General features: G+C 71.2%; 26 protein-coding genes. 18 read left to right on the top strand and 8 right to left on the bottom strand.

Features of this window, described 5'->3' with window-relative positions; genetic code table 11:
* The first annotated feature begins 50 nt into the window (after nt 1-50).
* From smc to K8F61_RS05970, 3 genes are all read left to right on the top strand, one after another.
* Nucleotides 51-3,593: a chromosome segregation protein SMC gene (gene smc / locus K8F61_RS05980; protein WP_231821021.1), complete on the top strand. Its 3,543-nt coding sequence runs from the start codon at nt 51-53 to the stop codon at nt 3,591-3,593.
* 29 nt (nt 3,594-3,622) lie between these two features.
* Nucleotides 3,623-4,498 (top strand): signal recognition particle-docking protein FtsY, encoded by an 876-nt coding sequence (gene ftsY, locus K8F61_RS05975; RefSeq protein WP_231821020.1) that lies wholly within the window; start codon nt 3,623-3,625, stop codon nt 4,496-4,498.
* Nucleotides 4,499-4,561: 63 nt separating this feature from the next.
* Nucleotides 4,562-5,062, top strand: a complete 501-nt coding sequence (locus K8F61_RS05970) for a DUF2004 domain-containing protein (RefSeq protein WP_067244487.1) — start codon at nt 4,562-4,564, stop codon at nt 5,060-5,062.
* A gap of 49 nt (nt 5,063-5,111) precedes the next feature.
* Here K8F61_RS05970 and lipA read toward each other — a convergent pair whose 3' ends face one another.
* Both lipA and lipB read right to left on the bottom strand, forming a co-directional pair.
* Entirely contained in the window at nt 5,112-6,101 is a 990-nt protein-coding gene (lipA, locus tag K8F61_RS05965) for a lipoyl synthase (protein WP_067244489.1), read from the bottom strand.
* Nucleotides 6,098-6,739: a lipoyl(octanoyl) transferase LipB gene (gene lipB, locus K8F61_RS05960; protein ID WP_231821019.1), complete on the bottom strand. Its 642-nt coding sequence runs from the start codon at nt 6,737-6,739 to the stop codon at nt 6,098-6,100. The genes lipA and lipB overlap by 4 nt, the downstream gene beginning before the upstream one ends.
* Nucleotides 6,740-6,836: 97 nt before the next feature.
* Here lipB and K8F61_RS05955 point away from each other — a divergent pair, with 97 nt between their 5' ends.
* Together K8F61_RS05955 and ffh are read left to right on the top strand one after the other, a co-directional pair.
* Nucleotides 6,837-7,427, top strand: a complete 591-nt coding sequence (locus K8F61_RS05955; protein ID WP_231821018.1) for a TetR/AcrR family transcriptional regulator — start codon at nt 6,837-6,839, stop codon at nt 7,425-7,427.
* Between the two features lie 49 nt (nt 7,428-7,476).
* Nucleotides 7,477-9,030 carry a signal recognition particle protein gene (gene ffh / locus K8F61_RS05950; protein ID WP_067244495.1) on the top strand — a complete coding sequence of 518 codons (1,554 nt, stop codon included), beginning with the start codon at nt 7,477-7,479 and terminating at the stop codon, nt 9,028-9,030.
* Between the two features lie 132 nt (nt 9,031-9,162).
* Here ffh and glpK read toward each other — a convergent pair whose 3' ends face one another.
* The 3 genes from glpK to K8F61_RS05935 all read right to left on the bottom strand — a co-directional run bounded on the left by glpK (nt 9,163) and on the right by K8F61_RS05935 (nt 13,250).
* Entirely contained in the window at nt 9,163-10,677 is a 1,515-nt protein-coding gene (glpK, locus tag K8F61_RS05945; RefSeq protein ID WP_067244497.1) for a glycerol kinase GlpK, read from the bottom strand.
* Between the two features lie 25 nt (nt 10,678-10,702).
* Nucleotides 10,703-11,458, bottom strand: a complete 756-nt coding sequence (locus tag K8F61_RS05940; protein WP_067244499.1) for an MIP/aquaporin family protein — start codon at nt 11,456-11,458, stop codon at nt 10,703-10,705.
* Nucleotides 11,459-11,543: 85 nt separating this feature from the next.
* Complete coding sequence (locus K8F61_RS05935; protein WP_231821017.1) at nt 11,544-13,250, bottom strand: glycerol-3-phosphate dehydrogenase/oxidase; 1,707 nt, start codon at nt 13,248-13,250, stop codon at nt 11,544-11,546.
* Nucleotides 13,251-13,369: 119 nt separating this feature from the next.
* On the opposite strand from K8F61_RS05935, the gene K8F61_RS05930 reads away from it, so the two are divergent.
* Entirely contained in the window at nt 13,370-14,350 is a 981-nt protein-coding gene (locus tag K8F61_RS05930; protein WP_231821016.1) for a sugar-binding transcriptional regulator, read from the top strand.
* A gap of 9 nt (nt 14,351-14,359) precedes the next feature.
* Here K8F61_RS05930 and K8F61_RS05925 read toward each other — a convergent pair whose 3' ends face one another.
* Nucleotides 14,360-15,490, bottom strand: coding sequence for a glutamate--cysteine ligase (locus K8F61_RS05925; protein ID WP_231821015.1), 1,131 nt, complete (start codon nt 15,488-15,490; stop codon nt 14,360-14,362).
* Nucleotides 15,491-15,730: 240 nt separating this feature from the next.
* Here K8F61_RS05925 and rpsP point away from each other — a divergent pair, with 240 nt between their 5' ends.
* The 4 genes from rpsP to trmD are packed head-to-tail and all read left to right on the top strand — an operon-like array spanning nt 15,731 to nt 17,700.
* The gene (gene rpsP, locus K8F61_RS05920) at nt 15,731-16,162 is read left to right on the top strand and encodes a 30S ribosomal protein S16 (protein ID WP_067243207.1); all 432 of its coding nucleotides are present in this window, start codon (nt 15,731-15,733) and stop codon (nt 16,160-16,162) included.
* 6 nt (nt 16,163-16,168) lie between these two features.
* Entirely contained in the window at nt 16,169-16,399 is a 231-nt protein-coding gene (locus K8F61_RS05915; RefSeq protein ID WP_067243208.1) for an RNA-binding protein, read from the top strand.
* A gap of 1 nt (nt 16,400) precedes the next feature.
* On the top strand, nt 16,401-17,015 hold the full coding sequence (rimM, locus tag K8F61_RS05910; protein WP_067243209.1) for a ribosome maturation factor RimM: 615 nt from the start codon (nt 16,401-16,403) through the stop codon (nt 17,013-17,015).
* Complete coding sequence (trmD, locus tag K8F61_RS05905; protein WP_219084764.1) at nt 17,005-17,700, top strand: tRNA (guanosine(37)-N1)-methyltransferase TrmD; 696 nt, start codon at nt 17,005-17,007, stop codon at nt 17,698-17,700. The genes rimM and trmD overlap by 11 nt, the downstream gene beginning before the upstream one ends.
* 5 nt (nt 17,701-17,705) lie before the next feature.
* Here the strand turns inward: trmD and K8F61_RS05900 are convergent, their stop codons facing one another.
* Both K8F61_RS05900 and map read right to left on the bottom strand, forming a co-directional pair.
* Nucleotides 17,706-18,299, bottom strand: a complete 594-nt coding sequence (locus K8F61_RS05900) for a histidine phosphatase family protein (RefSeq protein ID WP_231821014.1) — start codon at nt 18,297-18,299, stop codon at nt 17,706-17,708.
* 59 nt (nt 18,300-18,358) lie between these two features.
* Nucleotides 18,359-19,141, bottom strand: a complete 783-nt coding sequence (gene map, locus K8F61_RS05895; protein ID WP_231821013.1) for a type I methionyl aminopeptidase — start codon at nt 19,139-19,141, stop codon at nt 18,359-18,361.
* 110 nt (nt 19,142-19,251) lie between these two features.
* Between map and K8F61_RS05890 the strand changes: the two genes are divergently transcribed.
* From K8F61_RS05890 to dprA, 8 genes are all read left to right on the top strand, one after another.
* Nucleotides 19,252-19,770, top strand: coding sequence for an MFS transporter permease (locus tag K8F61_RS05890; RefSeq protein ID WP_231821012.1), 519 nt, complete (start codon nt 19,252-19,254; stop codon nt 19,768-19,770).
* Between the two features lie 187 nt (nt 19,771-19,957).
* Nucleotides 19,958-20,305 carry a 50S ribosomal protein L19 gene (gene rplS / locus K8F61_RS05885; RefSeq protein ID WP_231821011.1) on the top strand — a complete coding sequence of 116 codons (348 nt, stop codon included), beginning with the start codon at nt 19,958-19,960 and terminating at the stop codon, nt 20,303-20,305.
* Nucleotides 20,306-20,425: 120 nt separating this feature from the next.
* The gene (gene lepB / locus K8F61_RS05880) at nt 20,426-21,196 is read left to right on the top strand and encodes a signal peptidase I (protein WP_067243214.1); all 771 of its coding nucleotides are present in this window, start codon (nt 20,426-20,428) and stop codon (nt 21,194-21,196) included.
* Nucleotides 21,193-21,852: a ribonuclease HII gene (locus K8F61_RS05875; RefSeq protein ID WP_067243215.1), complete on the top strand. Its 660-nt coding sequence runs from the start codon at nt 21,193-21,195 to the stop codon at nt 21,850-21,852. Before lepB ends, K8F61_RS05875 begins: the two co-directional genes overlap by 4 nt.
* 53 nt (nt 21,853-21,905) lie before the next feature.
* The gene (locus K8F61_RS05870) at nt 21,906-22,232 is read left to right on the top strand and encodes a DUF2469 family protein (protein ID WP_067243216.1); all 327 of its coding nucleotides are present in this window, start codon (nt 21,906-21,908) and stop codon (nt 22,230-22,232) included.
* A gap of 352 nt (nt 22,233-22,584) precedes the next feature.
* On the top strand, nt 22,585-22,947 hold the full coding sequence (locus K8F61_RS05865; RefSeq protein WP_231821010.1) for a YraN family protein: 363 nt from the start codon (nt 22,585-22,587) through the stop codon (nt 22,945-22,947).
* The gene (locus K8F61_RS05860; protein WP_231821009.1) at nt 22,944-24,512 is read left to right on the top strand and encodes a YifB family Mg chelatase-like AAA ATPase; all 1,569 of its coding nucleotides are present in this window, start codon (nt 22,944-22,946) and stop codon (nt 24,510-24,512) included. The genes K8F61_RS05865 and K8F61_RS05860 overlap by 4 nt, the downstream gene beginning before the upstream one ends.
* Nucleotides 24,509-25,723: a DNA-processing protein DprA gene (gene dprA / locus K8F61_RS05855; RefSeq protein ID WP_231821008.1), complete on the top strand. Its 1,215-nt coding sequence runs from the start codon at nt 24,509-24,511 to the stop codon at nt 25,721-25,723. Before K8F61_RS05860 ends, dprA begins: the two co-directional genes overlap by 4 nt.
* Nucleotides 25,724-25,753: the final 30 nt, after the last annotated feature.

Raw genomic sequence — 25,753 nt, 5'->3', positions numbered from 1 at the left:
GGCGTCGGATAGCGTATGGGCGTGATCCGACCCGGACGGCAGCCGCGCGCATGCACCTGAAGAGCCTGACCCTCAAGGGGTTCAAGTCCTTCGCGCAGCCCACGACGTTCGCGTTCGAGCCGGGGGTGACCTGCATCGTCGGGCCCAACGGGTCGGGGAAGTCCAACGTCGTGGACGCGCTGGCATGGGTCATGGGCGAGCAGGGGGCGAAGACGCTCCGCGGCGGCAAGATGGAGGACGTCATCTTCGCCGGGACCTCCTCGCGCGGCCCGCTCGGCCGTGCCGAGGTCCAGCTCACGATCGACAACAGCGACGGTGCGCTGCCGATCGAGTACGCCGAGGTGACGATCAGCCGGACGCTGTTCCGCAACGGGTCCAGCGAGTACGCGATCAACGGTGAGGGATGCCGGCTGCTCGACGTCCAGGAGCTCTTGAGCGACTCCGGGCTCGGCCGGGAGATGCACGTGATCGTCGGGCAGGGGCGCCTCGACACCGTGCTCCAGGCGTCTCCGGAGGATCGCCGCGGCTTCATCGAGGAGGCCGCGGGGATCCTCAAGCACCGCCGCCGCAAGGAGAAGACCCTCCGCAAGCTCGACGCGATGGAGGCCAACCTCACCCGGCTCAGCGACCTGGCCGGGGAGATCCGGCGTCAGCTCAAGCCGCTCGGGCGCCAGGCTGAGATCGCCCGCGAGGCCCAGACGATCGCCGCGGTCGTCCGGGACGCGAAGGCACGGATCTTCGCGGACGATGTGGTCGCGCTGCGCGCCGCGCTCGCCGACCACACCCGCAACGAGCACGAGCGGCATGCCGAGCGCGTCGTGCTGTCCGAGCAGTCCGACGAGGTGCGCGCGGAGATCGCCCGTCTCGAGGCGCTGCAGAACTCCGCCGCCGTGGACGAGGCCCGCCGTGTCGCCTTCGGTCTGGAGCAGGTGCAGGAGCGCATGCGGGGGCTGTTCACGCTGGCCAATCAGCGGCTCGCCCTGCTGGGCACCGAGGAGGACGATGCGGCCGTCACCGCCGTCACGGTGACGCAGGCGACGATCGACGAGGCGAAGGACGAGATCACCGAGATCGGCTCGGGGCTGGGTCACGCGCAGGATGCCGCCGAGGAGGCGGCGCGCGAGGTCGCGCGAGCACGCGCGGAGCTCGACGCGCTGGACGCCGACATCGCCGAGCAGAGCGCCCTCGTCTCCGCGCACGACATGCGGATCACCACGCTGCGCGGCCAGGCGGAGGCCGCGGCCTCGGCCCTGGCCGCGGTGCGCGGCGCCGTGCTGAGGCAGGAGAACGCGCTCGAAGCGGCACACGCCCGGCGCCGTGAGGCGGCCGAGGCGCGCGAGGCCATCGAGGACGGCGAGGCGCCCGAGGGAACGGCCGCCGAGCACACCGCTGCCTACGAATCCGCCCAGGCGGCCGTGACGGCCGCGGAGGCGGAGCTGGAGGGGCTGCGGGAGCGCCTGCACGAAGCCGAGCGCGAGGCCGACGCTCTCACGGCGAAGGCGGCCGCCCTCGGCAGCGCGGTCGCCGTGTCCGGGGGAGCGGCGGAGATCGTCCGCGCGGGCGGACCGGGCGTCCGCGGACTCGTCGGCGATGCCGTCCAGGTGCGCCCCGGGTACGAGGCCGCCGTCGCCGCGGTGCTCGGCCCCCTCGCCGAGGGCGTGCTCGTCGACGACGACGAGGCCGCCTTCCTGCTGGCGGCGGAGGCGATCGACGCCGGTGGCGTCGATCTGGTGATCGCGGAGCCCGGCGCGTCCGTCTCGCCCGCGGAGCCGCCCGCGATCGACGGCGCCACCGCGGCGAGCGAGGTCGTCACGGGCCCGCCCGGCATCCTCGGCGTCCTCTCCCACGTCCTGATCGTCCCCGATCTCGACGCCGCGCGGACGGTGCGGGCGGCCGCGGCGGCCCTTCCGGGACCGCCGGTCACGATCGTCACGCAGACCGGAGAGGTGCTCACCGCGCACACCCTCCGCGCCGGCGCGGCCGGGGAGCGCTCGCGTCTGGAGCTGATCGCGGAACGCGACGCCGCGGTCGAGCGGCTCGAGGAGGTGCGCGTCATCGTCGACACGCTCCGGAGCGCGCGGGCGGACGCGTCCGAGACCCTGGAGACGGCCCGTCGCACGGCGAAGGAGGCGCTGCGGACGCTGCGCGAGCACGACGCCGCGCTCGCCGCCCACACGGAGCAGGTGAACCGGGTCACCGTGAGGCACGAGTCCGCGATCGCCGAATGCGAGCGCCTCGAGGCCGGCCTCGCCCAGGTGCAGGCCACCGTCGCCGAGGCCGAGGCGAAGGCCGAGTCGGCCAAGGCCGAGTTCGAGCAGGCGCAGGCGGCGCCGCGCCCGATCCTGGACGCATCCGCGCGCGACGGCCTGCTCGAGGCGCTCGAGAAGGCGCGCGAGGAGGAGCTGGAGGCGCGCCTCGGGATCGAGACGCTCCGGGAACGGGTCCGCGCGGCGCAGACGAGAGTCGCGACGCTGGAGCGTCAGCGCGAGCGTGAGCGGGACGCGGCGGCCGAGGCCGCCCGGCGGGCGGTGATCCGCCGCGCCCAGCGGGAGGCGGCGTCCGGCGTCGCCGCTGAGCTGCCCCGGGTGCTCGACTCGCTGGACCGCTCCGTCGCCGAGGCCCGGGTGGCCTTGGCGGCGGCGGAGTCCGCCCGCGCCGCACAGACCGAGGAGCTCACCGCCCTGCGCGCTCGCGAGACGTCGATCCGGGAGCGGCTCGCCGGACTCACCGAGAGCGTCCACGGGCTCGAGCTGCAGATCCACGAGAAGAAGCTGCACCTCACCAGCCTGCTCGAGCGCGTGTCCAGCGAGCTCGCGCTCGACGAGGATATTCTCGTTTCGGAATACGGCCCCGACCAGCCGGTTCCGCGGGACCCCGGGGACCCGGACGAATCCGAGGACGCCGCCGTTCCCTTCGATCGCCGGGTGCAGCAGCGCCGCCTCCAGGAAGCGGAGCGCAAGCTCACGCAGCTCGGGCGCGTCAACCCGCTGGCCCTGGAGGAGTTCGCCGCCCTGGAGCAGCGCCACGCCTTCCTCACGGAGCAGCTCGCCGACCTCACCAAGACGCGTCAGGATCTGCTGACGATCATCGCGGACCTCGACGAGCGGATGCAGACGATCTTCGCCGACGCCTTCGAGGACACGAAGACGGCGTTCGGCGAGGTGTTCCCCCTGCTGTTCCCCGGCGGCACGGGCAGCATCTCGCTGACGAACCCGGACGACCTCCTGTCGACCGGGATCGAGGTCGCGGTCCGCCCGGTGGGCAAGAAGATCGAGCGCCTCTCGCTGCTGTCGGGCGGTGAGCGCTCCCTGGCGGCCGTCGCGCTGCTGGTCGCGATCTTCAAGGCGCGGCCGAGCCCGTTCTACATCCTGGACGAGGTCGAGGCCGCCCTCGACGACGCGAACCTCGGGCGCCTGCTCACCGTCTTCGAGCAGCTCCGGGCGAGCTCGCAGCTGCTCGTGATCACTCACCAGAAGCGCACGATGGAGATCGCGGACGCGCTGTACGGCGTCTCCATGAGGCAGGACGGGGTGTCCGCGGTCGTCGGACAGCGCGTCGGCGACCGGGCACAGCGCGAGGCCGCGAACGCCTGAACCACGCCCTGCCCCGTAGGCTGGATCCCATGGCGGAGAAGTCCTGGTCCCTCACCCGTGCCCTGCGCGGCATGTTCGTCAAGCCCACCATCGACGAGACGACGTGGGAGGACCTGGAGACGGCGCTGCTGACGGCCGACTTCGGACCCGACATCACCGAGCGCCTGGTGGACGAGCTGCGCGAGAAGGTGGAGAGGTACCGCACCACGGATCCCCGGGATCTGCAGCGCATGCTGCGCGAGACTCTCGAAGAGCACTTCGCCCGGTTCGACACCACCCTGAAGCTCACCGAGCGTCCCGCCGTGGTGCTCGTGGTCGGGGTGAACGGGGTCGGCAAGACCACGACGATCGGCAAGTTCACGAAGTTCCTCCGCAGCTACGGCCGATCGGTCGTCGTCGGCGCGGCGGACACGTTCCGCGCGGCGGCCGTCGACCAGCTCGCCACGTGGGCGCAGCGCGGCGGGGCGGAGATCGTCCGTCCGCAGCACGAGGGTCAGGATCCCGCGTCTGTGGCGTTTCAGACCATCGAGCACGCCCAGCGCACCGGCACCGAGATCGTCCTCGTCGACACGGCGGGGCGGCTGCACACCAAGGGCGGGCTGATGGACGAGCTGTCCAAGATCCGCAGGGTGATCGAGAAGCAGGCGCCGATCAGCGAGGTCCTGCTCGTTCTCGACGCCACGACGGGGCAGAACGGCGTGATGCAGGCGGAGGCCTTCCTCGAGCACGCCGGGGTCACCGGACTCGTGCTGACGAAGCTCGACGGATCGGCGAAGGGCGGTTTCGTGCTCGCCGTCCAGGAACGCACCGGCATCCCGGTGAAGCTGCTCGGGCAGGGCGAGGGGATCGACGACCTGACCGGCTTCACCCCCCACGTGTTCGTCCAGGCGCTGGTCGACGGCTGATCGGTCCGCAGACGCACCGGCGCGGGGGTACCGCACCGCCCGGGCGACTGGTTTCATAGCCGTATGGCGATCGAACACGACTTCTTCGGACTGCTGTCCTCGGGCCCGGACGGATCGATCTTCTGGTCGGAGATCGTGGAGTTCGGGGATCAGGTCGTGACCGTGGATCTCACGGCGCCGGACCAGGACGACGTGTCGGCCGAGGCGCTCGACATCGCCGCAGCGCTGGTGTCCGGCATCGAGTCGGTGGACGGCAACGCCCGCAACGCCATGCTGTCCGAGGTGGACGATCGCACCAGCGAGGTCACGGAGTTCGTGCTGCAGCAGCAGGAGGCCTACGGCGACGAGCTGAACGACATCCTCGTCGACGTGTCCGGCGACGCCGCGGTCGACATCATCCGCTCGCTGCGTCTCATGAGCATGACGATCCTCGCCGACGAGCACGGCGGCACGGACCCGTTCGCGGTGCTGGAGTACGCGCTGGACGCCGATTCGACGGATGATGTGCTGCTGGTGAACTTCGGGTCCGACGGCTCCGTACTCTCGGTGATGAGCGCGGACTGACTCGAGGGCCGGGCGGCATCCCCCCGGTGGCCGCCCGACCGAGCCGGCGTCAGACCGCCTGTGCGAACCCGAGCTCCGCACCCTCCGCGATGTGCGCGAGGTGCTCGGGGATCGGACGACCCTTGGAGATCATCGACTGCGCCCAGAGGCGACCGGCCCGGTAGGACGAGCGCACCAGGGGTCCGGCGAGGACGCCGAGGAACCCGATGCGCTCGGCCTCCTCCTTGAACTCGACGAACTCCGCGGGCTTGACCCAGCGGGCGACCGGCAGATGCCTCGGCGACGGGCGGAGGTACTGCGTGATCGTGATGATGTCGCAGCCGGCGTCGTGCAGGTCCTGCAACGCCTGCACGACCTCCTCGGGCTCCTCGCCCATGCCGAGGATGAGGTTCGACTTGGTGATCAGCCCGGCCTCGTGGCCCTGCGTGATCACGTTCAGCGAACGCTCGTATTGGAAGGCGGGCCGGATCCGCTTGAAGATCCGGGGCACCGTCTCGACGTTGTGCGCGAACACCTCCGGTCGGGCGTCGAAGATCTGCCCGAGGAAGGCGGGATCGGCGTTGTGTTCGTTCGCGAGCAGCTCGACGCCGGTGTTCGGGTTCAGCGCATGGATCTGACGCACCGTCTCGGCGTTCAGCCACGCCCCGGTGTCGGGGAGATCGTCGCGGGCGACGCTGGTCACGGTGGCGTAGCGCAGGCCCATGCGCCGCACGCTCTCCGCGACGCGGCGCGGCTCGTCGGTGTCGTAGTCGGCGGGCTTGCCGGTGTCGATCTGGCAGAAGTCGCACCGGCGGGTGCACTGCGATCCGCCGATCAGGAAGGTCGCCTCGCGGTCCTCCCAGCACTCGTAGATGTTCGGGCAGCCCGCCTCCTGGCACACCGTGTGCAGGTCCTCGCCCTTGACCAGCGAGTGCAGCGCCTGGTACTCCGGGCCCATCTTCGCCTTGGTGCGGATCCACTCCGGCTTGCGCTCGATCGGCGTCTCGGCGTTTCGGACCTCGAGCCGGAGGAGCTTGCGGCCCTCGGGAGCGGCGCTCATGCGGCGACCTCCGTCGCGTACAGGGCGGAGAAGGCGTCGGCGACGGCTCCCGCCAGGTCGGCGGGGGAGGTCGGGCGGCCGCTCGCCTCGCTCACCGTCGTCACGCCGGCATCGCTGATGCCGCACGGGATGATGCCGCGGAACCCCGCGAGGGTGTTGTCCGCGTTGATCGCGAACCCGTGCATCGTGACACCCTGCTGGACACGCACGCCGATCGCGGCCACCTTGTCCTCCGACAGCGGGCGGCGCACCCACACGCCGCTGCGACCCTCGACCTGGTACCCGTCCACGCCGAAGTCGCGGAGGACGTCGATGAGCGTCCTCTCGATCCGCCGGACGTGCGCGACCACGTCCACCGGCTCGACGAGCCGGACGATGGGGTACCCGACGAGCTGCCCCGGCCCGTGCCAGGTGATCTTGCCCCCGCGGTCCACGTCGATCACGGGAGTGCCGTCCTGGGGGCGCTCGTGCGGCTCCGTGCGCTTGCCCGCCGTGTAGACGGCTTCGTGCTCCAGCAGGAGGAGCGTGTCCGGACGGGTTCCCGCGACGACCTCCGCATGGACGCGGCGCTGCAGATCCCACCCGTCGAGGTAGGGCACGAAGTCCGGCGCGAGGCCGACGGTCTGGATGTCGAGCATGGGTCCTCCGAACCGGAGCGGTTATTGGATCGAGTACAACAATAGCGTCCTTGATCGGTCGGGGCCTCGCGGCGCGGCGTGGCGATACGGTGAGGGGATGCACACGGACGCGCGATCCTCCGGGCGTCCGCGGGCGTCCTCCCGGGAGACGCTCGCGGAAGCGGCGTGCGAGCTGTTCCTGGAGCAGGGTTACGAGGCCACGTCGATCGCCGACATCACCCGTCGCGCAGGGGTGAGCCGATCCAGCTTCTTCAACTACTTCTCCTCCAAGAGCGACGTGCTGTGGTCGGGGCTCGACGAGCGGATCGACGCGACCCTGGTGGCGCTGGGCGCCCTCGGGACCAAGGCCGACGGCCCCGGGGTGCGCGCCGCGCTGAGCGCTGTGATCCGGGACCTCGCACCCGACCCCCTCACCCTGGCGCTGCGCAACGCGTCCGCCATGGGCGTCGAGACCGAGCTGCGTCGCGACAGCGGCCTGCGCCACGCGACGCTCGCGGCGGGGGTCGCATCGGCCGCCCGCGCGGCGGGCGTGCCGGTGATCCCGGCCGACATCCTCGGCTCGGCATGCGCGACCGCCGTGCTGTCCGCCATTCGTGTCTGGGCCGAGGACGGTGCCGGGCAGGCCTCCCTGGAGGCCCGCTTCGACGAGGCACTGCGGAGCATCCACGCCCTGCCCTGGGGTGCCTAGGCGCCGACGGGCGGGGCGCGTGCGCGCCTCCCGTAGAATCGAAGGCACCATGGCTACCTTCGGCACCCTCTCCGATCGGCTCACCGAGACCTTCCGCAATCTGCGCACGAAGGGAAAGCTGAGCGCGTCCGACGTCGACGGCACCGTCCGCGAGATCCGGCGGGCGCTCCTCGACGCCGACGTCGCGCTCGCGGTCGTCAAGGACTTCACCGCGAAGGTGCGCGAGCGGGCGCTCGGCGACGAGGTCAACAAGGCGCTGAACCCGGCGCAGCAGGTCGTCCAGATCGTCAACGAGGAGCTCATCGCGATCCTGGGCGGCGAGCAGCGCCGCCTCGCGTTCGCGAAGACGCCGCCGACGGTCATCATGCTCGCGGGGCTCCAGGGCTCCGGGAAGACGACCTTCGCCGGCAAGCTCGCCAAGCAGCTGGAGGGGGAGGGGCACACGCCGCTCCTCGTCGCCGCCGACCTCCAGCGGCCGAACGCCGTGAACCAGCTCCAGGTGGTGGCGGCGCAGGCGGGAGCGACGATCTTCGCGCCGGAGCCGGGCAACGGCGTCGGCGATCCCGTCCGCGTCGCGCGCGACGGCGTGGAGCACGCGCGCCGACAGCAGCACGACGTCGTCATCATCGACACGGCCGGCCGCCTCGGCGTGGACGCCGAGCTCATGAAGCAGGCCGCCGACATCCGCAAGGCCGTGGACCCGGACGAGGTCCTCTTCGTCATCGACGCGATGATCGGTCAGGACGCGGTCAACACGGCCAAGGCGTTCCAGGACGGCGTGGACTTCACGGGCGTCGTCCTCTCCAAGCTCGACGGCGACGCCCGAGGCGGTGCCGCGCTGTCCGTCGCCTCGGTGACCGGTCGGCCGATCATCTTCGCCTCGACCGGCGAGGGGCTCGACGACCTCGAGCCGTTCCACCCCGACCGGATGGCGAGCCGGATCCTCGACCTCGGTGACATCCTCACCCTGATCGAGCAGGCGCAGCAGGCGTTCGACGAGGCCGAGGCGATGAAGGTCGCCGAGAAGCTCGCGACCGAGACCTTCACCCTCGAGGACTTCCTCGAGCAGATGCAGCAGCTCAAGAAGATGGGCTCCATGAAGAAGATGCTCGGGATGCTCCCGGGCATGGGCCAGATGAAGCAGCAGCTGGAGGACTTCGACGACCGGGAGATCGACCGGACCGAGGCCATCATCCGCTCGATGACGCCGGGGGAGCGCCGCAATCCCAAGGTCCTCAACGGCTCCCGCCGTCTGCGCATCGCACGCGGCTCCGGGATGACGGTGACGGACGTGAATCAGCTCGTGCAGCGCTTCGAGCAGGCGGCGAAGATGATGAAGACCGTCGCCCGCGGCGGCACCCCCAACATCCCCGGCATGGGGCCGGTGCCCGGCATGGGACGCCCCGGCGGCTCGTCGAAGCGAGGCAAGAAGGCCAAGAGCGGCGGGTCCCGTTCGGGCAACCCGGCCAAGCGCGCGGCGGAGAACGCGGGCCTCGCCGCGGCGAACTCCCAGCCGACGGGGACCGGCTTCGGCCTCGGCGGACAGAAGGCGCCCTCCGAGGCGGACCTCGCCGAGATCCAGAAGCTCTTCGGCAAGAACTGACCCGTTCGGGGTCCGATCCGGGGCGATCCGGCACTGTCATGCGCCCCGAATCCCCGCGCAGCGCCCCGAACCGACACGGAAAGGGCGGGACCGGATCGACCGGCCCCGCCCTTCGTCGTCGTCAGTGGACGATCACTTCACGTCGTCGTCGACCCAGTCCATGGACTTGGTGACGGCCTTGCGCCACAGGCGCAGCTGACGGTCGCGCTCGCCCTCGTCCATCGACGGCTCCCAGCGCTTGTCCTCCTGCCAGTTGGCAGAGAGGTCGTCCAGGCCGCTCCAGAAGCCCACGGCGAGACCCGCGGCGTACGCGGCGCCGAGCGCAGTGGTCTCGGCGACGACCGGCCGGACGACCGGGACGCCCAGCACGTCCGCCTGGAACTGCATGAGCGCGTCGTTGGCGACCATTCCGCCGTCGACCTTCAGCTCCGTGAGGTCCACCCCGGCATCCGCGTTCACCGCGTCGAGCACGTCGCGGGTCTGGAAGGCGACCGCCTCCAGCGCGGCGCGCGCGATGTGGTTCTTGTTCGCGAAGCGGGTCAGGCCCACGATCGCACCGCGGGCGTCCGGACGCCAGTACGGCGCGAACAGGCCGGAGAACGCCGGCACGATGTACACGCCGCCGTTGTCCTCCACCTTGTCGGCGAGCTCCTCCACCTGCGGGGCGGAGTCGATGATGCCGAGCTGGTCGCGCAGCCACTGGATCAGAGACCCCGTGACGGCGATGGAGCCCTCCAGCGCATAGTGCGTCGGCGCGTCGCCGAGCTTGTAGCCGACGGTGGTCAGCAGCCCGTTCTTCGAGTGGACGATCTCCTCGCCCGTGTTGAAGATGAGGAAGCAGCCCGTGCCGTAGGTGTTCTTGCTCTCGCCCTTGTTGAACGCGGCCTGACCGAACGTCGCCGCCTGCTGGTCGCCGAGGATTCCGGCGATCGGCGTCTCGCGCAGCAGCGACGAGCTCTCCGCCGCGCCGTAGACCTCGGACGACGAACGGATCTCGGGCATCATCGAACGGGGCACGCCGAACGCCTCGAGGATGTCGTCGCGCCACTCCAGCGTCTCGAGGTCCATGAACAGCGTCCGCGAGGCGTTGGTGACGTCGGTGGCGTGCACGCCGCCGTTGACGCCGCCGGTGAGGTTCCACAGGACCCAGGAGTCCGTGGTCCCGAACAGCAGGTCCCCGGCCTCCGCCTTCTCGCGCGCACCGTCGACGTTCTCCAGGATCCAGGCGATCTTGGTGCCGGAGAAGTAGGTCGCCAGCGGCAGGCCCACGATCGGCTTGAACCGGTCGACCCCGCCGTCGGCGGCGAGGCGGTCGACGATCTCCTGCGTGCGGGTGTCCTGCCAGACGATGGCGTTGTAGACCGGCTTGCCCGTCGTCTTGTCCCACACGACGGCGGTCTCGCGCTGGTTGGTGATGCCCACCGCCGCGATGTCGTGACGCGTGAGGTGCGCGCGCGTCAGCGCGAGGCCGATGACCTCCTGGACATTGGCCCAGATCTCCGCGGCGTCGTGCTCGACCCAGCCGGCCTTCGGCAGGATCTGCTCGTGCTCCTTCTGACCCGTGGCGATGATGCTGCCCTTGCGGTCGAAGATGATGGCACGGCTCGAGGTCGTGCCCTGGTCGATGGCGATGATGTAGTCGGCCATGGTTCTTCTCCTTCGGGTTCGGGGATCAGGCGGCCAGGCCCAGCAGGACCGGAGCGAGCAGCGCGGCGATCGCACCACCGATCAGCGGGCCCACCACGGGGACCCACGAGTACGCCCAGTCGCTGGAGCCCTTGCCCTTGATCGGCAGGATCGCGTGGGCGATGCGCGGGCCCAGGTCACGCGCGGGGTTGATCGCGTAGCCGGTCGGGCCGCCGAGCGAGGCGCCGATGGCGACGACGACCAGCGCGACGGGCAGGGCCGTCAGCGGGCCGAGGCCCCCGGGGACGCCGACCTCGATGTCGCCGTAGTCGGCGAACGCGAAGATCGCGAACACCAGCACGAACGTGCCGATGATCTCGGTGACCAGGTTCCAGCCGTACGAGCGGATCGCCGGCCCCGTGGAGAAGACGCCCAGCTTGTTCGCGGGCTCCGGCTCCTCGTCGAAGTGCTGCTTGTAGGCCAGCCAGCACAGGATCGCACCGATGATGGCGCCGAGAAGCTCGGCTCCGGTGGCGACGGCGAACTGCGCGAAGCTGATCTTGTTCGCGATCAGCAGGCCGATGCCGACGGCGGGGTTCAGGATCGCGCCGGAGTATGCGGAGACCAGGACACCGGCGAAGACCGCCAGACCCCAGCCCCAGTTGACCATCAGGAATCCGCCGCCGAATCCCTTGTTCTTGACCAGGGCGACGTTCGCGACGACGCCGCAGCCCAGCAGGATCAGCATGGCGGTGCCGACGAGCTCTGACAGGAAGTAGAGCCCGAGGTTGACCTCAGTCATGTCTTCTTTGACCTTTCACGGGGCACCGACCCCTCTGCCGGTGCTGGGTGGGTGGAGCCGAATCGAGGGCGGCGTCCTGCGGCCCTCAGCCCCGGGCGGGGGAGGGAAGAGCGAGTCCGTGGCGCTCGTTCAGCAGCGCGCGGGTGCGGTCGACCTCGGCGTCGGTCCGGGCGCGGTCCCAGCCCAGCAGCGGCGCCAGGGCCGCCGCGAGCTGCTCCAGCACCGCTTCGTCGACATCGCCGGTGAACGCGAGGCTGGTGCGGCGCAGGACGATGTCGGCGAGGCGTACGACGAGCTCGTTCTCGACCATCCACTCCAGTTCCCGGGTGGAGACGGCGCCGCCGGCCAGGGGGGTGTCCGGGCCCTGCTCGATGTGCTCCCACACCTCGGCGGCACGCGTGCCGTACCGCGCCAGGAGCAGCTCGGCGCGGGCACCGGCGCCGGGGAGGTTCCGCGCGAGCCAGGCGTCGCGCGCGTCGTCGGCGGGGTAGTCGCGTCCGCCGCCGATCGCGCGCCCGGCCGTGGAGACGGTGCGGGTGCGGTCGATCAGACCCAGGACGGTGTCGGACAGGGACTCGCCCAGGGCGCGGAAGGTGGTCCACTTGCCGCCGACGAGCGACACCAGCGGCACGGCGCCCTCGCGGTCGACCTCGACGCGGTAGTCGCGCGACACGAATCCGGGTGCGGTGTCCTCGTGGCGGGGCAGCGGGCGGATCCCGGAGAAGCGGTAGACGATCTGGCCCCGGTCGACGGAGATCGACGGGAAGACGTGGTGGATCAGCTCGAAGAAGTAGTCGACCTCCTCCTCCGTGCACAGGGCGATCTCGCGGGGGTCGGCGTCGATGTCGGTGGTCCCGACGAGCACGCGGCCCTTGAGGGGGTAGATCAGCACGATGCGGCCGTCGGAGTGCTCGAAGAAGATCTCGCGGCCGCCCGTTGCCGCGAGCAGCTCCGGGTGGTCCAGCACGATGTGCGAGCCCTTGGTCCCGCCCATGAACCGCGTCTGCGTGCCGAGGGCCTCGTTGGTGAGGTCCGTCCAGGGGCCAGAGGTGTTCACGACGACGTCCGCCGCCACGCCGAACTCGGTCCCCGTCTCCAGATCGCGCAGGAGGATCCGGTCACCGTCGCGCCCCACGGCCTCGACGTAGTTCAGCGCGACCGCACCGGGGTGCGCGGCCCGGCCATCCTGGAGGACGTCGAGCGCGAGCCGCTCCGGGTCGTGCATGGACGCGTCGTAGTAGGTGGCGGTGTACTTGATCTTCGGATCGAGCATCGGCAGCGCCTCGAGCGACTTCTTGCGCCCGTGGAAGCGGTGCCTCGGCACCGTCCCGCCGTCGCGCGAGAAGGTGTCGTAGATCATCAGCCCCATCTTGATGAGGAAGGCGCCGCGCTCCTTCGGCTTGCCGGACTTGTGCGTGAGGAAGCGCAGCGGCGCCGACAGGATCCCGGAGAAGGTCGAGTAGATCGGGATCGTGGTCTGGAGGGGCTTGACGTAGTGCGGCGCGATCTTCAGCAGTCCGTTGCGCTCGTGCACCGATTCGTTGACCAGGCGGAACTCGCCGTTCTCGAGGTAGCGGATGCCGCCGTGGACCATGTGGCTGGAGGCGGCCGACGCTCCGGAGGCGAAGTCCCCGCGCTCGGCCAGCACGACGTCGACGCCCTGCAGAGCCAGTTCACGGAAGGTCGAGATGCCGTTGATCCCGCCGCCGATCACCAGAACGGTCGTGCGGCCGGCCTCCCGGACCCGTCGGACATCGGTGCGCTCCTGCGCGGACGAGAGCTGCTCGGTCATCGTCGTCCCCTTTCCTGCCTGCTCATCACGTCGAGCTTGCTCACAGCATCGACTCCTTCGGCACTTTGCGCAACCTCCGTGCACGAATGTGCAAGGATCGGGGGGAAAGGGGGTCGGACATGGGCTCTCAGGATGCACGGACGCGCGATGCGAAGCTCGAAGCCGCGCTCACCGCCGCGCAGCTCTACTACATGCAGGACAAGACCATGGAGGTCATCGCCGAGGAGCTGGGCACCTCGCGCTCGTCGGTCTCGCGCCTGCTGAGCTTCGCGCGTCAGGTCGGGCTGGTGGACATCCGGATCAACTCGCCGTTCGAGCGCGCCGGCATGCTCGAGGAGAGCATCCATCAGCGTCTGCGCGTCTCCGCCCATGTCGTGCCGATGTCGGAGAGCGTGACCGAGGTGGAGCGTCTCGAGCGCGTGGCGCTCACCGCGGGCCGGCTGCTGACGTCCTTCGTGGACTCGAACATGGTCGTCGGGATCGCGTGGGGGTCGACGATCAGCGCGGTCAGCCGCGAGCTCGGCCAGCAGGAGACCCATGGAACCACCGTCGTCCAGCTCAACGGTGCGGGCAACACGCAGACGAGCGGTCTGGAGTATTCGAGCGACATCCTGCAGCGGTTCGGTCGGGCCTTCGGCGCACAGGTGCAGCTGTTCCCCGTGCCGGCCTTCTTCGACGACCCCCTCACGCGGGAGGCGATGTGGCGCGAGCGCAGCACGCGGCGCGTGCTGGACCTTCAGGCGAAGATGGACATCGCGGTGTTCAGCCTGGGCTCACCGACGGCCGAGGTGCCCAGCCGCGTGTACGTCGGCGGCTACCTCAGCCGTGACGACTACCGGAGCCTGCGCGAGGATCGTGCCATCGGAGACGTCGCGACGGTCTTCTTCCGTGCGGACGGCACCTGGCAGGACATCCGTCTCAACGCGAGGGCCACCGGGCCGACGCTCGACCGGTTGCGTCGTGTGCCGCGGCGTCTCTGTGTCGTCGCCGGGCTCCAGAAGCTCCCGAGCCTCCAGGCGGCGATCTCCGCCGGGCTCGTCACCGACGTGGTGCTCGACGAGGGGCTGGCGCGCCGGCTGGCGGAGTCGGGCGAGCGCTGAGCGGCGGGCTCAGTCGAGCCCTGCACGGAACTCCTCCATGAGATGCGCGACGACGGCCCGCAGGTCGCCCTGCGCGTCCGCGACCGCGAGCTGGCGGGCGTAGCTCGCCCCGGTGTCGAGGATCCCCGCCACCCGGGTGAGCTCGGCGGGGCACTGCAGGTCCAGCGCGACCGGGGCCAGGAGCTCGAGCGTCTCGGCGAGGTGCTCGCGGACCGGCCGCTGCGATCCCGAGGAGTCCACGATGACCTCGGCGTCGAGTCCGTACCGCGCCGCACGCCACTTGTTCTCGCGGTGGAACCACGGCGGCAGGGTCGGGAGGGTCCGGCCCTCGTCGAGCTCGCGGGAGAACCTCTCGACGAGAGTCTGGACCAGCGCCGCGACGGCGGCGAGCTCGGGCAGCGTCGACAGGCCGTCGCAGGCGCGCACCTCGATCGTGCCCCAGCGGGGTGCGGGCCGGATGTCCCAGCGCACCTCGGTGGCATCGGCCATCACCCCCGTCCTGCGCATGTCCTCCAGGTAGGCCTCGAACTCGGCCCAGGTGGTCAGCGGCCACGGCAATCCCGCGGTCGGCAGCTGCTGGAACACGAGCGCGCGGTTGGACGCGTATCCGGTGCGCTCGCCCGCCCAGAACGGGCTCGAGGCGGCGAGGGCCTGCAGATGCGGGAGATAGGCGGTCAGCGCGCCGATGATCGGGAGCACCTTGTCACGGTCCTCGATCCCGACATGGACGTGGATCCCCCAGATCATCATGTTCCGCCCCCACCACTGGGTGCGATCGATGAGGGTGTGGTAGCGGGTCTTGTCGCTGACCCGCTGGTCGTACCACTGTGCGAAGGGATGGCTGCCCGCCGACAGCAGCGCGATGCCGGCGGGATCCGTCGCCGCGCGGACGGCCTGGATCGCCCGGCGGACGTCGTCGATCGCGTGCGCGACGGTGGCGCCCACGCCGCTGGTGACCTCGATCGTGTTGGTGAGCAGCTCGCCGGTGACGGTGTGGCGCTCCGCCGCGCTGTCGTCCTCCAGCGCGGCCAGCAGTTCGGGGGCGCGCCCGACGAGATCCCCGGAGAGGGGATCGGCGAGCATCAGCTCCCACTCGACGCCGACCGTCGAGCGCGCGGATTCGGCGAAGCGGATCGTCACCCGCACAGTCTGGCACGCGGCGCCGCCCGTTCCCCGTGTCCCTGACGCGCGGCGTCACGAACGCGGCCGTGGCGCGCCGTGACGCGGTTCGCGGCGGGGCGGGCGATCTGGCAGAATAGAGGGTCGGACGGCCCGCTCGACCCTCTATCCAGCGCGCCATCCACCCGAAGAGCTTCCACCGGGTGTGCACCCCACGCTCCAGGTGACCAGTTCGTTCCTTCCACACCATTCAGGAGAATCGTGGCTGTCAAGATTCGTCTCAAGCGCCTCGGCAAGGTCCGTGCGCCCTACTACCGCATCGTCGTGGCCGACTCGCGCACCAAGCGCGACGGTCGTGTGATCGAGGAGATCGGCAAGTACCACCCGACCGAGGAGCCCTCGTTCATCGAGGTCGACTCGGAGCGCGCGCAGTACTGGCTGTCCGTGGGCGCCCAGCCCACCGAGCAGGTCACCGCCATCCTCAAGATCACGGGCGACTGGGGCACCTTCAAGGGCGAGAAGGACGCGAAGTCCACGCTCAAGGTCGCCGAGGCGAAGCCGGCCTTCGAGGCCGACGCCGCCAAGAAGTCGGTCATCAAGCCCAAGGCGGAGAAGAAGGAGACTCCCGCTGAGGAGGCTCCCGCCGAGGCGCCGGTCGAGGACGCGGCCGAGGCCGCGACCGACGCCGAGTAATCCGCCGTGCTCGCCGCCGCGCTCGAACACATCGTCACGGGGATCGTCGATCACCCGGAGGATGTGCGCATCACCGCATCCACGTCGCCGCGAGGCGAACTGCTCGAGGTGCGTGTGCACCCGGACGACCGTGGGCGCGTGATCGGGCGCGGCGGCCGCACCGCCAAGGCTCTGCGCACGCTCGTCTCCGCGCTCGCGGACGGGCGGCGCGTCCGTGTCGACGTCGCGGACGACTGACGTGCCCGCGAACGGGCGCGCAGGAGGACGGAACCAGCTGCGCGTGGGCCGGCTCGTCAAGGCGCACGGGCTGAAGGGCGCGCTCAAGCTGGAGCTCTACACCGACGATCCGGCGGGGCGGTTCGTGCCCGGGGCGTCGTTCACGCTGCAGGTCCCCGAGGCGTCTCCCTGGCACGGGAAGTCGCTCACGGTGCGCGACTATCGGGTGATGAATGGCAGCTCCGTCGTCTTCTTCGAGGACGTCGAGGACCGGACCGCGGCGGAGAGCCTGGTCCGGGCGATCCTCTGGATGGACCAGGACGAGACCGAGGCGCCCGAGGAGGACGCCTGGTACGACCATCAGCTCGTCGGGCTGGAGGTCGTGCGCGACGACGTCGTCGTCGGGCGCGTGATCCGCGTCGATCACCTTCCGGCACAGGATCTGCTCATCGTCCGCCGGGCCGGCGTCTCCGGAGATGCGGCGGAGGTCATGGTGCCGTTCGTCTCCGCGATCGTCCCGACGGTCGACATCGCCGCCGGACGCCTGGTGGTGACGCCTCCGCCGGGACTGTTCGAGGAGCTGGCCGACGAGGCGGCGGCGCCCGCGGACGAGCAGGACGCGCCCGGTGCGGATTGACGTCGTCTCGATCTTCCCGTCGTACTTCGACGGCCTGACCCTGTCACTGCTCGGCAGGGCGCAGGAGAGCGGCCTCATCGATCTTCGCGTGCACGACCTGCGCGAGTGGACGCACGATCGCCACCGGACCGTGGACGACACCCCCTACGGCGGCGGCGCGGGCATGGTCATGAAGCCCGAGCCCTGGGGCGAGGCGCTGGACGCACTGGTCGCGGCCGACGGCGCCGCCGCGCGTCCCACCATCGTGTTCCCCTCCCCGGCGGGGGAGGTCTTCACCCAGGCGACCGCCCGCACGCTCGCGGAACACGATCATCTCGTCTTCGGATGCGGCCGGTACGAGGGCATCGACGAGCGCGTGTTCGACTATGCGGCCGAGCTCGGCGACGTGCGGCTGCTGAGCCTCGGCGACTACGTCCTCAACGGCGGGGAAGTGGCCACCATGGCGATGGTCGAGGCCATCGGCCGGCTCATTCCCGGCGTGGTCGGCAATCCGGACAGCCTGGTCGAGGAATCGCACGAGGACGGCCTTCTCGAGTACCCGTCCTACACGAAGCCGTCCGTCTGGCGCGACCGTGCGGTGCCGGAGATCCTGCTCAGCGGCGATCACGGCCGGATCGCGCGCTGGCGCCGCGAGCAGCAGGTGGAACGGACCGCCGCCCGCAGGCCCGACCTGCTCGACGGCTGAGCGCGTCAGAGCACCCGCTCCGCCTCGTGCGTGAGCTCGAAGACCACCCCGTGGGGATGCCGGAGGTCCAACGAGGCGTGCGGGCTCAGCCCCCGCATCTCGCCGCGGAGCATCCGTCCGATCATCTCGTGGGAGATGAGCAGCGGAACGCCGTCGGCGACCTCCGTGCAGTGCTCGAGCGCCTGCCGCACCCGGCCGCGGGCCTGGGCGTAGCTCTCACCCCCGGGGAAGGCCCATCCGTAGCGGTTGTCCGCACGCTCCGCGCGAGTGCCCGGGAGCTCGGCCTCGATCTCGGCCCAGGTCCGTCCCGCCAGGGTTCCATGATGGATCTCCGCGAGACCGGGGACGAGGACGACCTCGGCCTCCAGGATCTCGGCAATGATCTCGGCGGTGCGCACCGCCCGGCCGAGCGGACTCGAACAGATGGTCCGGATGCCGCGACCGCGCACTCGGCGTGCGATCTCCTGGGCATGGGCGACGCCGTCCGAGGTCAACGGCGAGTCGAGCTGTCCCTGCAGACGTCCCTCCCGGTTCCAGGCCGTCTGGCCGTGGCGCGCGAGGAAGAGCCGATGCGGCACGGGGCGGTCCTGCGGGATCATGGACCCAGGATGACAGCCGAGGCCGCGGCGGGGAAGCGTCGCCGCCCGCCTGAGTGCGGTCAGTCGACGCCGAGGAAGGAACGGTCGGTGAGGATGATCGGGCCGTCCTCCGTGACCGCGATGGTGTGCTCGGAGTGCGCGCCCCGCGAGCCGTCGCCGCTGCGCAGCGTCCAGCCGTCCGGGTCGGTGATCAGCTCGTCCGTCGTGGCGAGGAACCAGGGCTCGAGCGCCATGACGAGACCTGCGCGCAGCGGGAAGCCCCGTCCGGCGCGGCCGTCGTTGGGCACGTGCGGGTCGCCGTGCATGATCCGGCCGACGCCGTGGCCGCCGAAGTCCGTGTTGATCGAGTAGCCCTCGCCGCGCGCGACGGCGGCGATCGCGGCGGAGATGTCGCCGATGCGATTGCCGACGGTCGCCGCAGCGATGGCCGCGTCCAGCGCGCGCTCGGTCGTGTCGATCAGGCGGAGATCCTCGTCGCGGGGCGTGCCGACGACGAACGAGACGGCGGAGTCCGCCACCCACCCGTCCACCGACACGGCGAAGTCGAGCGAGACGAGGTCGCCGTCGCGCAACGCGTAGTCGTGGGGGAGGCCGTGCAGGACGGCATCGTTCACGGATGTGCAGATCACCTTGCCGAACGGGCTCGCGCCGAACGAGGGGTGGTAGTCGATGTAGCACGACTCCGCGCCGGCCTTGCGGATGAGGTCGTGCGCGCGGCGGTCGATCGCGAGCAGGTTGGTCCCGACCTTCGTCTCCTCGCGCAGGGTCGCCAGCGTCTCGGCCACGAAGCGCCCGGCGGCGCGCATCTCGTCGATCTCGGTGGGCGTGCGCAGTTCGATCATCGGGGGTGTTCCTCTCGTCGCCCTCCATTCTCCCGCATCCGTGCCTGCGACTTCGCTCATGATCGCGGAAGATCGGCGCCCGCCGGACGGGAGCGACGTACGATCTCGGTATGTGGTTGCGGCGCGTGTTCTTCCGATGGCTCCCGCTGGCGGCGGCCGTGCTGCCGGTATGGCTCCTCGTGGGCTGGGGCGTGTTCCAGGCGGGCGGATGGGCGTTCCTCTGGGTCCTCTTCATCGCCGTGCCGTCGGTGCTGGTGGGGCAGCTCGTGCTCCTGCTGCTCGTGCGCGCGCGTCCCTCGGTCCGGGCCGAGCGAGCGGTGTCGTGGTGGGACGTGCTGGGCTTCACGGTGTGGCACGGCCTCACGGTCGCGGTGGGCTGCTTCCCGGAGGGGGCCTTCGCCTGGCTCCTCACCGGCGCGATCGCGGCGTTCCTCGCCCTGTTCTGGTCGTCGCTCTGGCAGCTGTGGACCGAGGCGCGGGGCGGGCGCCGCGTCGTCGCCGAGTCCGAGACGGTCTGGGCGACCACGATCGGCGGTGATGACCGCAGCGGGCCGGTCCGGGGGACGCCGCGCGGCGAGGTCATCGTGATCGCGGAGGCAGGACGCCCCGGCGACGCCGGCGGGCACTGACGCGCACCCTGCGCGGCGCCGTCCGCGTTTTGGAACGGTGCGAGATCCATGACAGAATGAATCCTTGTGCCGTGACCCGGCTCTGCCTCAGGGGAGCCTGCGGACGCCCTGCGCGCCGTTCGACACACACCATCCTTCCTTCCTTCCGAGTGCACGCGACCTGAGGCGAGTGCAGAGAGAGACGATCATGCAGATCCTCGACGCCGTCGACGCGGCTTCGCTCCACTCCGACATCCCCGCCTTCGGCCCCGGCGACACCGTGAAGGTGCACGTGAACATCACCGAGGGCAACCGCTCCCGCATCCAGGTCTTCCAGGGCGTCGTCATCGGCCGCCAGGGCGACGGCGTGCGCGAGACCTTCACGGTCCGCAAGATCAGCTTCCAGGTCGGCGTCGAGCGCGTCTTCCCGGTGCACTCCCCGGTGATCGACCACATCGAGGTCGTCACCCGCGGTGACGTGCGTCGCGCGAAGCTCTACTACCTGCGCAACCTCCGCGGCAAGAAGGCGAAGATCAAGGAGAAGCGCGAGAACTGACGCGCCGATCCATCACAGAGCACCCCGGGACACGGTGTCCCGGGGTGCTCTGTTCTCCCCGACGTGTGCGACGCTAGAGAGGCCGTCACGAGGCGGCCGTTCCCCTCGTGAAGGAAGCCGATGACAGACGAGACCGCCTCCGCTCCGGCTGCGCTGCGCCGCGACCGCCGTGCCCCGTCGCGCCGTCGCGGCTGGCTCGTGTTCCTGAGAGACGTGCTCGTCATCGTGCTCGTCGCCGTACTCGTCTCCTTCCTGGTGAAGAGCTTCATCGTGCGCAGCTTCTTCATCCCCTCCAGCTCCATGGAGGACACGCTCCTGGTCAAGGACCGGATCCTCGTCGACGAGATCACGCCCCGCTGGAACCCGTATCACCGCGGTGACGTCGTCGTCTTCAAGGACCCCGGCGGGTGGCTGCCGCCGAGTGAGCCGCAGCCTCCGCGATCGCCCCTGCTGGAGGCGGGGGAGTGGCTCCTGACGATCGTCGGCATCGCGGCGCCGGACTCGGACGACCACCTCGTGAAGCGGGTGATCGGACTCCCGGGCGACCGGGTGCAGTGCTGCAACTCGCTCGGCCAGATCACGGTCAACGGCTCTCCGATCGACGAGTCGTCGTACCTCAAGCTCCCCCCGGGGGACACGCTCGCGTCGGAGATCCCGTTCGACGTCACCGTCCCCGCCGGATCGGTGTGGGTGCTCGGCGACAACCGCGACCGATCCCAGGACTCCCGGTACAACCAGGACCAGCCCGGGAACGGCTTCGTCCCGCTCGACAACGTCGTCGGACGCGCGTTCCTCATCAGCTGGCCCTTCGACCGGTTCGGGCTCATCGACGGCCACTACGCCGTGTTCAACGGCGTCGAGGAGCGGGAGCGCGAGGAGGACGCGCGGTGACCGTCGTCGCGCCTCGGCTGACGCTGGAGCGCCGCCTGCTGCGCGAGCACCAGCACATCATCGCGCTCGACGAGGTCGGCCGAGGCGCCCTGGCCGGCCCGGTCGCGGTCGGCGCCGCGATCATCGACGCCTCGGGTGCCCGGCGACGCGTGCCCGAGGGGCTGCGCGACTCCAAGCTCGTGCCGTCCGCCCGTCGTGCCGACGTCGCCGCCCGTGCCCAGGGGTGGGTGCTGTCCAGCGCCGTCGGCTGGGCCGATAACGCGGAGATCGACGAGGTCGGGATCATGCGCGCGCTCGGGCTCGCCGCCTCGCGTGCGCTGATCGCCGCGTGCGCCGACGCCGTGGACCCGGCCACGGCGCTCGTCATCCTCGACGGGAACCACGACTACCTGTCCGCGGTCCACCCGTCCTCCGTCACCGTGCGCACGGTCGTGAAGGGCGACCGCGACTGCGCCTCCGTGTCCGCCGCGTCGGTCATCGCGAAGGTCGCGCGCGACGCCCTCATGGTCGACCTCCACGAGACCCACCCCGACTACCAGTGGGAGCGGAACAAGGGCTATGCGAGCCCGGAGCACCGTGACGCGATCCGCCGGCTCGGGCTGAGCCCGCTGCACCGGTCGTCGTGGGCGATCGCGGAGGCCCCCACGCTCTTCTGACCCGTCGGCGACGGGGCGTCGGCAGCGGCCCGCACGGCCTAGGATGGACGGATATGGATGAGGACGCCTTCGACGACTACGACCGTGAGCTCGAGCTCGCCCTGTATCGCGAGTACCGCGACGTGGTCTCGCAGTTCGCCTACGTGATCGAGACCGAGCGCCGCTTCTATCTCGCGAACGACGTCAACGTCGTCCGCCGGGACACCGAGCACGACTTCTACTTCGAGGTGTCCATGACCGACGTCTGGGTCTGGGACATCTACCGGGCGGACCGCTTCGTGAAGGCCGTGCGTGTGCTCACGTTCAAGGACGTCAACATCGAGGAGCTGTCCCGGCGGGAGTTCGAGCTTCCGCAGGAGCTCTCGCTCGACGGCGAGTGACACAGCTCTGAGCGACGGCCGACCCGCCGTCGCTCGTCGCAATCTCGTGCGGAGATCGCGCGCGTCGGCGGAGATCCCGCGCATCGGCGGAGGGTTGACCGACATTCGTCCGCGCGAAGGGGTGTTGTCCTCCGGGACGGATTCTGTACCGCGGAGATCACGCGCTCATACGGAGGATCACGCCCCGGGCGGAGGACCCGTGCTTCCGCGGAGGACCCGTGTTTCTGCGGAGAGCACGTGTTCTCGCGGGGTCGGCGAGCCTCGTCCTCCACACCCGGGGACGACGGCGTTGTTCTCCGCGGATCCCGCGGCCCGCACCGGACGCGGCGGTTGAGCGCACGAGGCTGTCGGCATGGCAGCGAAAGACGACCTCGGGCGAGCCGGCGAAGACCGGGCGGCCCTCTATCTGACGGATCTCGGATACCGCATCCTCGCGCGCAACTGGCGGTGCGAGCTCGGCGAGCTGGACATCGTGGCCGAGTGGCGCGACGTCCTCGTGTTCGTCGAGGTGAAGACGCGGCGCAGTCTTCTGTTCGGGCACCCGTTCGAAGCGATCGACGAGCGCAAGCGGCGACGGATGTGGCGCCTGGCGCATGCGTGGGTGCGGGAGCACCCGTTGTCGGCGCGCGGCCGGCCGCTGCGGCTGGAGGCCATCGGGATCGTCGGATCGGAGCCCTCCTGCGGCGTCCTCGAGCACCTGACGGACCTGCGATGACGGCGGAGCTCCTGGAGGAGGGGACCTCGGGGTCGCGGACCTCCCGCACCTGGGCGGTCGCTCTGACCGGCATCACCGGCCATCTCGTCGAGGTCGAGGCCGACCTCTCGCAGCAGACGCCGGAGTTCCATCTGATCGGTCTCGGCGACCGGGCGCTGAGCGAGGCCGTGCGTCGCGTCCACAACGCCTGCAAGAACAGCGGCGTGGAGCTTCCGCGGCGCAAGCTCACGGTGAACCTGTCGCCGGCGAGCCTGCCGAAGCACGGCTCGGGGTTCGACCTGGCGATCGCGCTCGCCGCCCTCGGCACCGAGGGCAGACTGGACATCGCGTCGCTGGCCCGCACCGTGCACATCGGCGAGCTCGGGCTGGACGGCCGGCTTCGGCCCGTGGCGGGCGTGCTCCCCTCGCTTCACGCCGCCGTCCGCGCGGGGATCGCCCGAGCGATCGTTCCGAGGGCGAACGAGGCGGAGACGCGGCTCGTCCCCGGGCTGGACGTGCATGCCGTCGCGACGCTCGCCCATGCCGCGGTGCTCCACGGCGCCGAGCTGGATCCTCCTGCAGCACCGGAGCGACTCCCCCGTGCGGAGAGCTCGACGACGACGGAGCGGGAGCCGGATCTTGACGAGGTCATCGGCCAGGACGAGGCCGTGTCCGCGCTGACCGTGGCCGCGGCCGGCGGTCACCACGTGCTCCTGAGCGGCCCGCCGGGCGCGGGGAAGACGATGCTCGCGCGACGGCTCCCCGGCATCCTGCCGGACCTCGACGACGACCTGGCTCTGGACGTCGCGTGCGTCCGTTCCCTGGCGGGTGAGGCGGTCGTGGATCTCGATCGTCGGCCACCATTCGTCGCGCCTCACCACAGCGCCTCCCTCGCCGCGCTGGTGGGAGGGGGGTCCCGCCAGGTCCGGCCGGGCGCCATCGTCCGCGCGCACGGCGGACTGCTGTTCGTCGACGAGGCGTCGGAGGCGCCGCGCGCCGTCCTCGACGCGCTGCGGCAGCCGCTGGAATCGGGGCGGATCGAGATCCATCGGTCCGAGTTCACCGCCTCTTTCCCGGCCCGCTTCCAGCTCGTCCTGGCGACCAATCCGTGCCCGTGCGGGGTCTACGGTGTGACCGGGGAAGAGTGTGTCTGCCCGCCCGCGGCCGTTCGGCGCTACGCGTCGCGACTGTCCGGTCCGCTGCGCGACCGCCTCGACATCGAGATCCAGGTGGCCCGGGTCTCCGCGGACCTCGCCACGGCCGCGACGCGCGGCACCGTCTCCACGGCGCAGGCGCGCGATCGGGTCCGGGAGGCGCGCGAGAGGGCGGCGCGACGCTGGCGGGGCACGCCCTGGCGGGTGAACGCACATGTTCCTGGGGCGTGGCTCCGACGTGGCGCCTACCGGCTTCCGACGCCGGTGCGCGAGCCCCTCGACCGGGCGCTGCGTCGGGGCGCGATCACCCTGCGCGGCTACGATCGCGTCCTGCGACTGGCCTGGTCCGTCGCGGACCTCGACGGTGCGGCCGCACCGCGGCTGGAGCACGTCGGCCGTGCGCTGTTCCTGAAGAAGGGGCTGGCGGCGTGACCGGGCACGACCGCGGGGTGGATCCGGCAGCGGAGCTCATGGCGATCATGGACGACCCCGAGATCGGCCGAAGGCTCGACGAGGTCCGCGCGGCGGGCTCGACCGACGAGGCCCGCGCCGGCGTCGTGTGGAGCGTCATCGCCGAGCCGGGCGACGGCGTCTCCGGTGCCCTCGTCGCTGCGCTCGGCGCCCGGGGCGCGCTGGAGGAGGTCTTCGACGCGGCCGCGTCCTCCGCGGGGGAGAAGGACTCCGGACGCCCGGCCCGCCGTGCCCTTCAGGAGGCGCGGCGCCGGTGGGCGCCACGCCTCCGGCGAGAGGCGGTCCTCGCGGCGCTCGCCGGCGCGTCCCGGGTGCGGGCGTCGCTGCTGCTCCCGGACGATCCGGACTGGCCCGGGCGGATCGCCGATCTCGGACCGCACGCGCCGCATGCTCTCTGGGTCCGCGGCGACCCGTCGGCGCTCGGCGAGCTCGGCGTCGCCGTGGTGGGGGCGCGGGCATCGACGGCGTATGGCGAGCACGCGGCCGCCGAGATCGTCGGCCCGCTCGCCGCCGACGGGACCTCCATCGTCTCCGGCGGCGCCTACGGGATCGACGGGGTGGCGCACCGGGTCGCTCTGGGAACGGATGGCCGGACGCTGGCGATCCTCGCGGGCGGAGTGGACCGGGCCTACCCGAGCGGACACGCGGGGCTCCTCGTTCGCATCGCCGGCTCGGGAGCCGTCGTGAGCGAGGTCCCGTGCGGGACGGCGCCCACGCGATGGCGCTTCCTCGCCCGCAATCGCCTGATCGCGGCCGTCGCCGCGGCCACCGTGGTCGTGGAGGCGGGGCGGCGCAGCGGCTCCCTGAACACCGCGGGTCACGCCGCGTCGCTCGGACGCCCGCTCGGCGCGGTTCCCGGACCGATCACGTCGGCGACATCGGCCGGATGCCATCGCCTGCTCCGCGAATACGCGGCGCAGTGCGTCACGACCGCCGACGAGGTCCGGGAGCTGCTCGGGGCCGCCCCGTCCGCGCCCCCGAGCATCCCCGCGGAGGACCCGGACATGATCCGGATCGCCGACGCGCTGAGCACGCGGCACGGACGCGCGGTCGATGAGCTGGCCCGTGCGGCCGGACTCTCACTGGAGCGGGTCACGGCGCTGCTCGGGATCCTGGAACTGGACGGGGCGGTCGTACGCACACCCGGCGGGTGGCGTCGGCTGCCGGTCTGACGGCGAGGCTCCTCGTTGCGAACGGCCGGG

This window comes from Microbacterium resistens (assembly GCF_021172025.1).
GTDB classification, from domain to species: domain Bacteria; phylum Actinomycetota; class Actinomycetes; order Actinomycetales; family Microbacteriaceae; genus Microbacterium; species Microbacterium resistens.
Note: the sequence above shows the minus strand (reverse complement) of the source record. Positions and strands in the feature narration are given on the sequence as shown.

Coding starts and splice junctions, on each gene's coding strand:
- smc (WP_231821021.1), top strand. CDS start 51: ATGCACCTGAAGAGCCTGACCCTCAAGGGGTTCAAGTCCTTCGCGCAG.
- ftsY (WP_231821020.1), top strand. CDS start 3,623: ATGGCGGAGAAGTCCTGGTCCCTCACCCGTGCCCTGCGCGGCATGTTC.
- K8F61_RS05970 (WP_067244487.1), top strand. CDS start 4,562: ATGGCGATCGAACACGACTTCTTCGGACTGCTGTCCTCGGGCCCGGAC.
- lipA (WP_067244489.1), bottom strand. CDS start 6,101: ATGAGCGCCGCTCCCGAGGGCCGCAAGCTCCTCCGGCTCGAGGTCCGA.
- lipB (WP_231821019.1), bottom strand. CDS start 6,739: ATGCTCGACATCCAGACCGTCGGCCTCGCGCCGGACTTCGTGCCCTAC.
- K8F61_RS05955 (WP_231821018.1), top strand. CDS start 6,837: ATGCACACGGACGCGCGATCCTCCGGGCGTCCGCGGGCGTCCTCCCGG.
- ffh (WP_067244495.1), top strand. CDS start 7,477: ATGGCTACCTTCGGCACCCTCTCCGATCGGCTCACCGAGACCTTCCGC.
- glpK (WP_067244497.1), bottom strand. CDS start 10,677: ATGGCCGACTACATCATCGCCATCGACCAGGGCACGACCTCGAGCCGT.
- K8F61_RS05940 (WP_067244499.1), bottom strand. CDS start 11,458: ATGACTGAGGTCAACCTCGGGCTCTACTTCCTGTCAGAGCTCGTCGGC.
- K8F61_RS05935 (WP_231821017.1), bottom strand. CDS start 13,250: ATGACCGAGCAGCTCTCGTCCGCGCAGGAGCGCACCGATGTCCGACGG.
- K8F61_RS05930 (WP_231821016.1), top strand. CDS start 13,370: ATGGGCTCTCAGGATGCACGGACGCGCGATGCGAAGCTCGAAGCCGCG.
- K8F61_RS05900 (WP_231821014.1), bottom strand. CDS start 18,299: ATGATCCCGCAGGACCGCCCCGTGCCGCATCGGCTCTTCCTCGCGCGC.
- map (WP_231821013.1), bottom strand. CDS start 19,141: ATGATCGAACTGCGCACGCCCACCGAGATCGACGAGATGCGCGCCGCC.
- K8F61_RS05890 (WP_231821012.1), top strand. CDS start 19,252: ATGTGGTTGCGGCGCGTGTTCTTCCGATGGCTCCCGCTGGCGGCGGCC.
- rplS (WP_231821011.1), top strand. CDS start 19,958: ATGCAGATCCTCGACGCCGTCGACGCGGCTTCGCTCCACTCCGACATC.
- lepB (WP_067243214.1), top strand. CDS start 20,426: ATGACAGACGAGACCGCCTCCGCTCCGGCTGCGCTGCGCCGCGACCGC.
- K8F61_RS05870 (WP_067243216.1), top strand. CDS start 21,906: ATGGATGAGGACGCCTTCGACGACTACGACCGTGAGCTCGAGCTCGCC.
- K8F61_RS05865 (WP_231821010.1), top strand. CDS start 22,585: ATGGCAGCGAAAGACGACCTCGGGCGAGCCGGCGAAGACCGGGCGGCC.
- K8F61_RS05860 (WP_231821009.1), top strand. CDS start 22,944: ATGACGGCGGAGCTCCTGGAGGAGGGGACCTCGGGGTCGCGGACCTCC.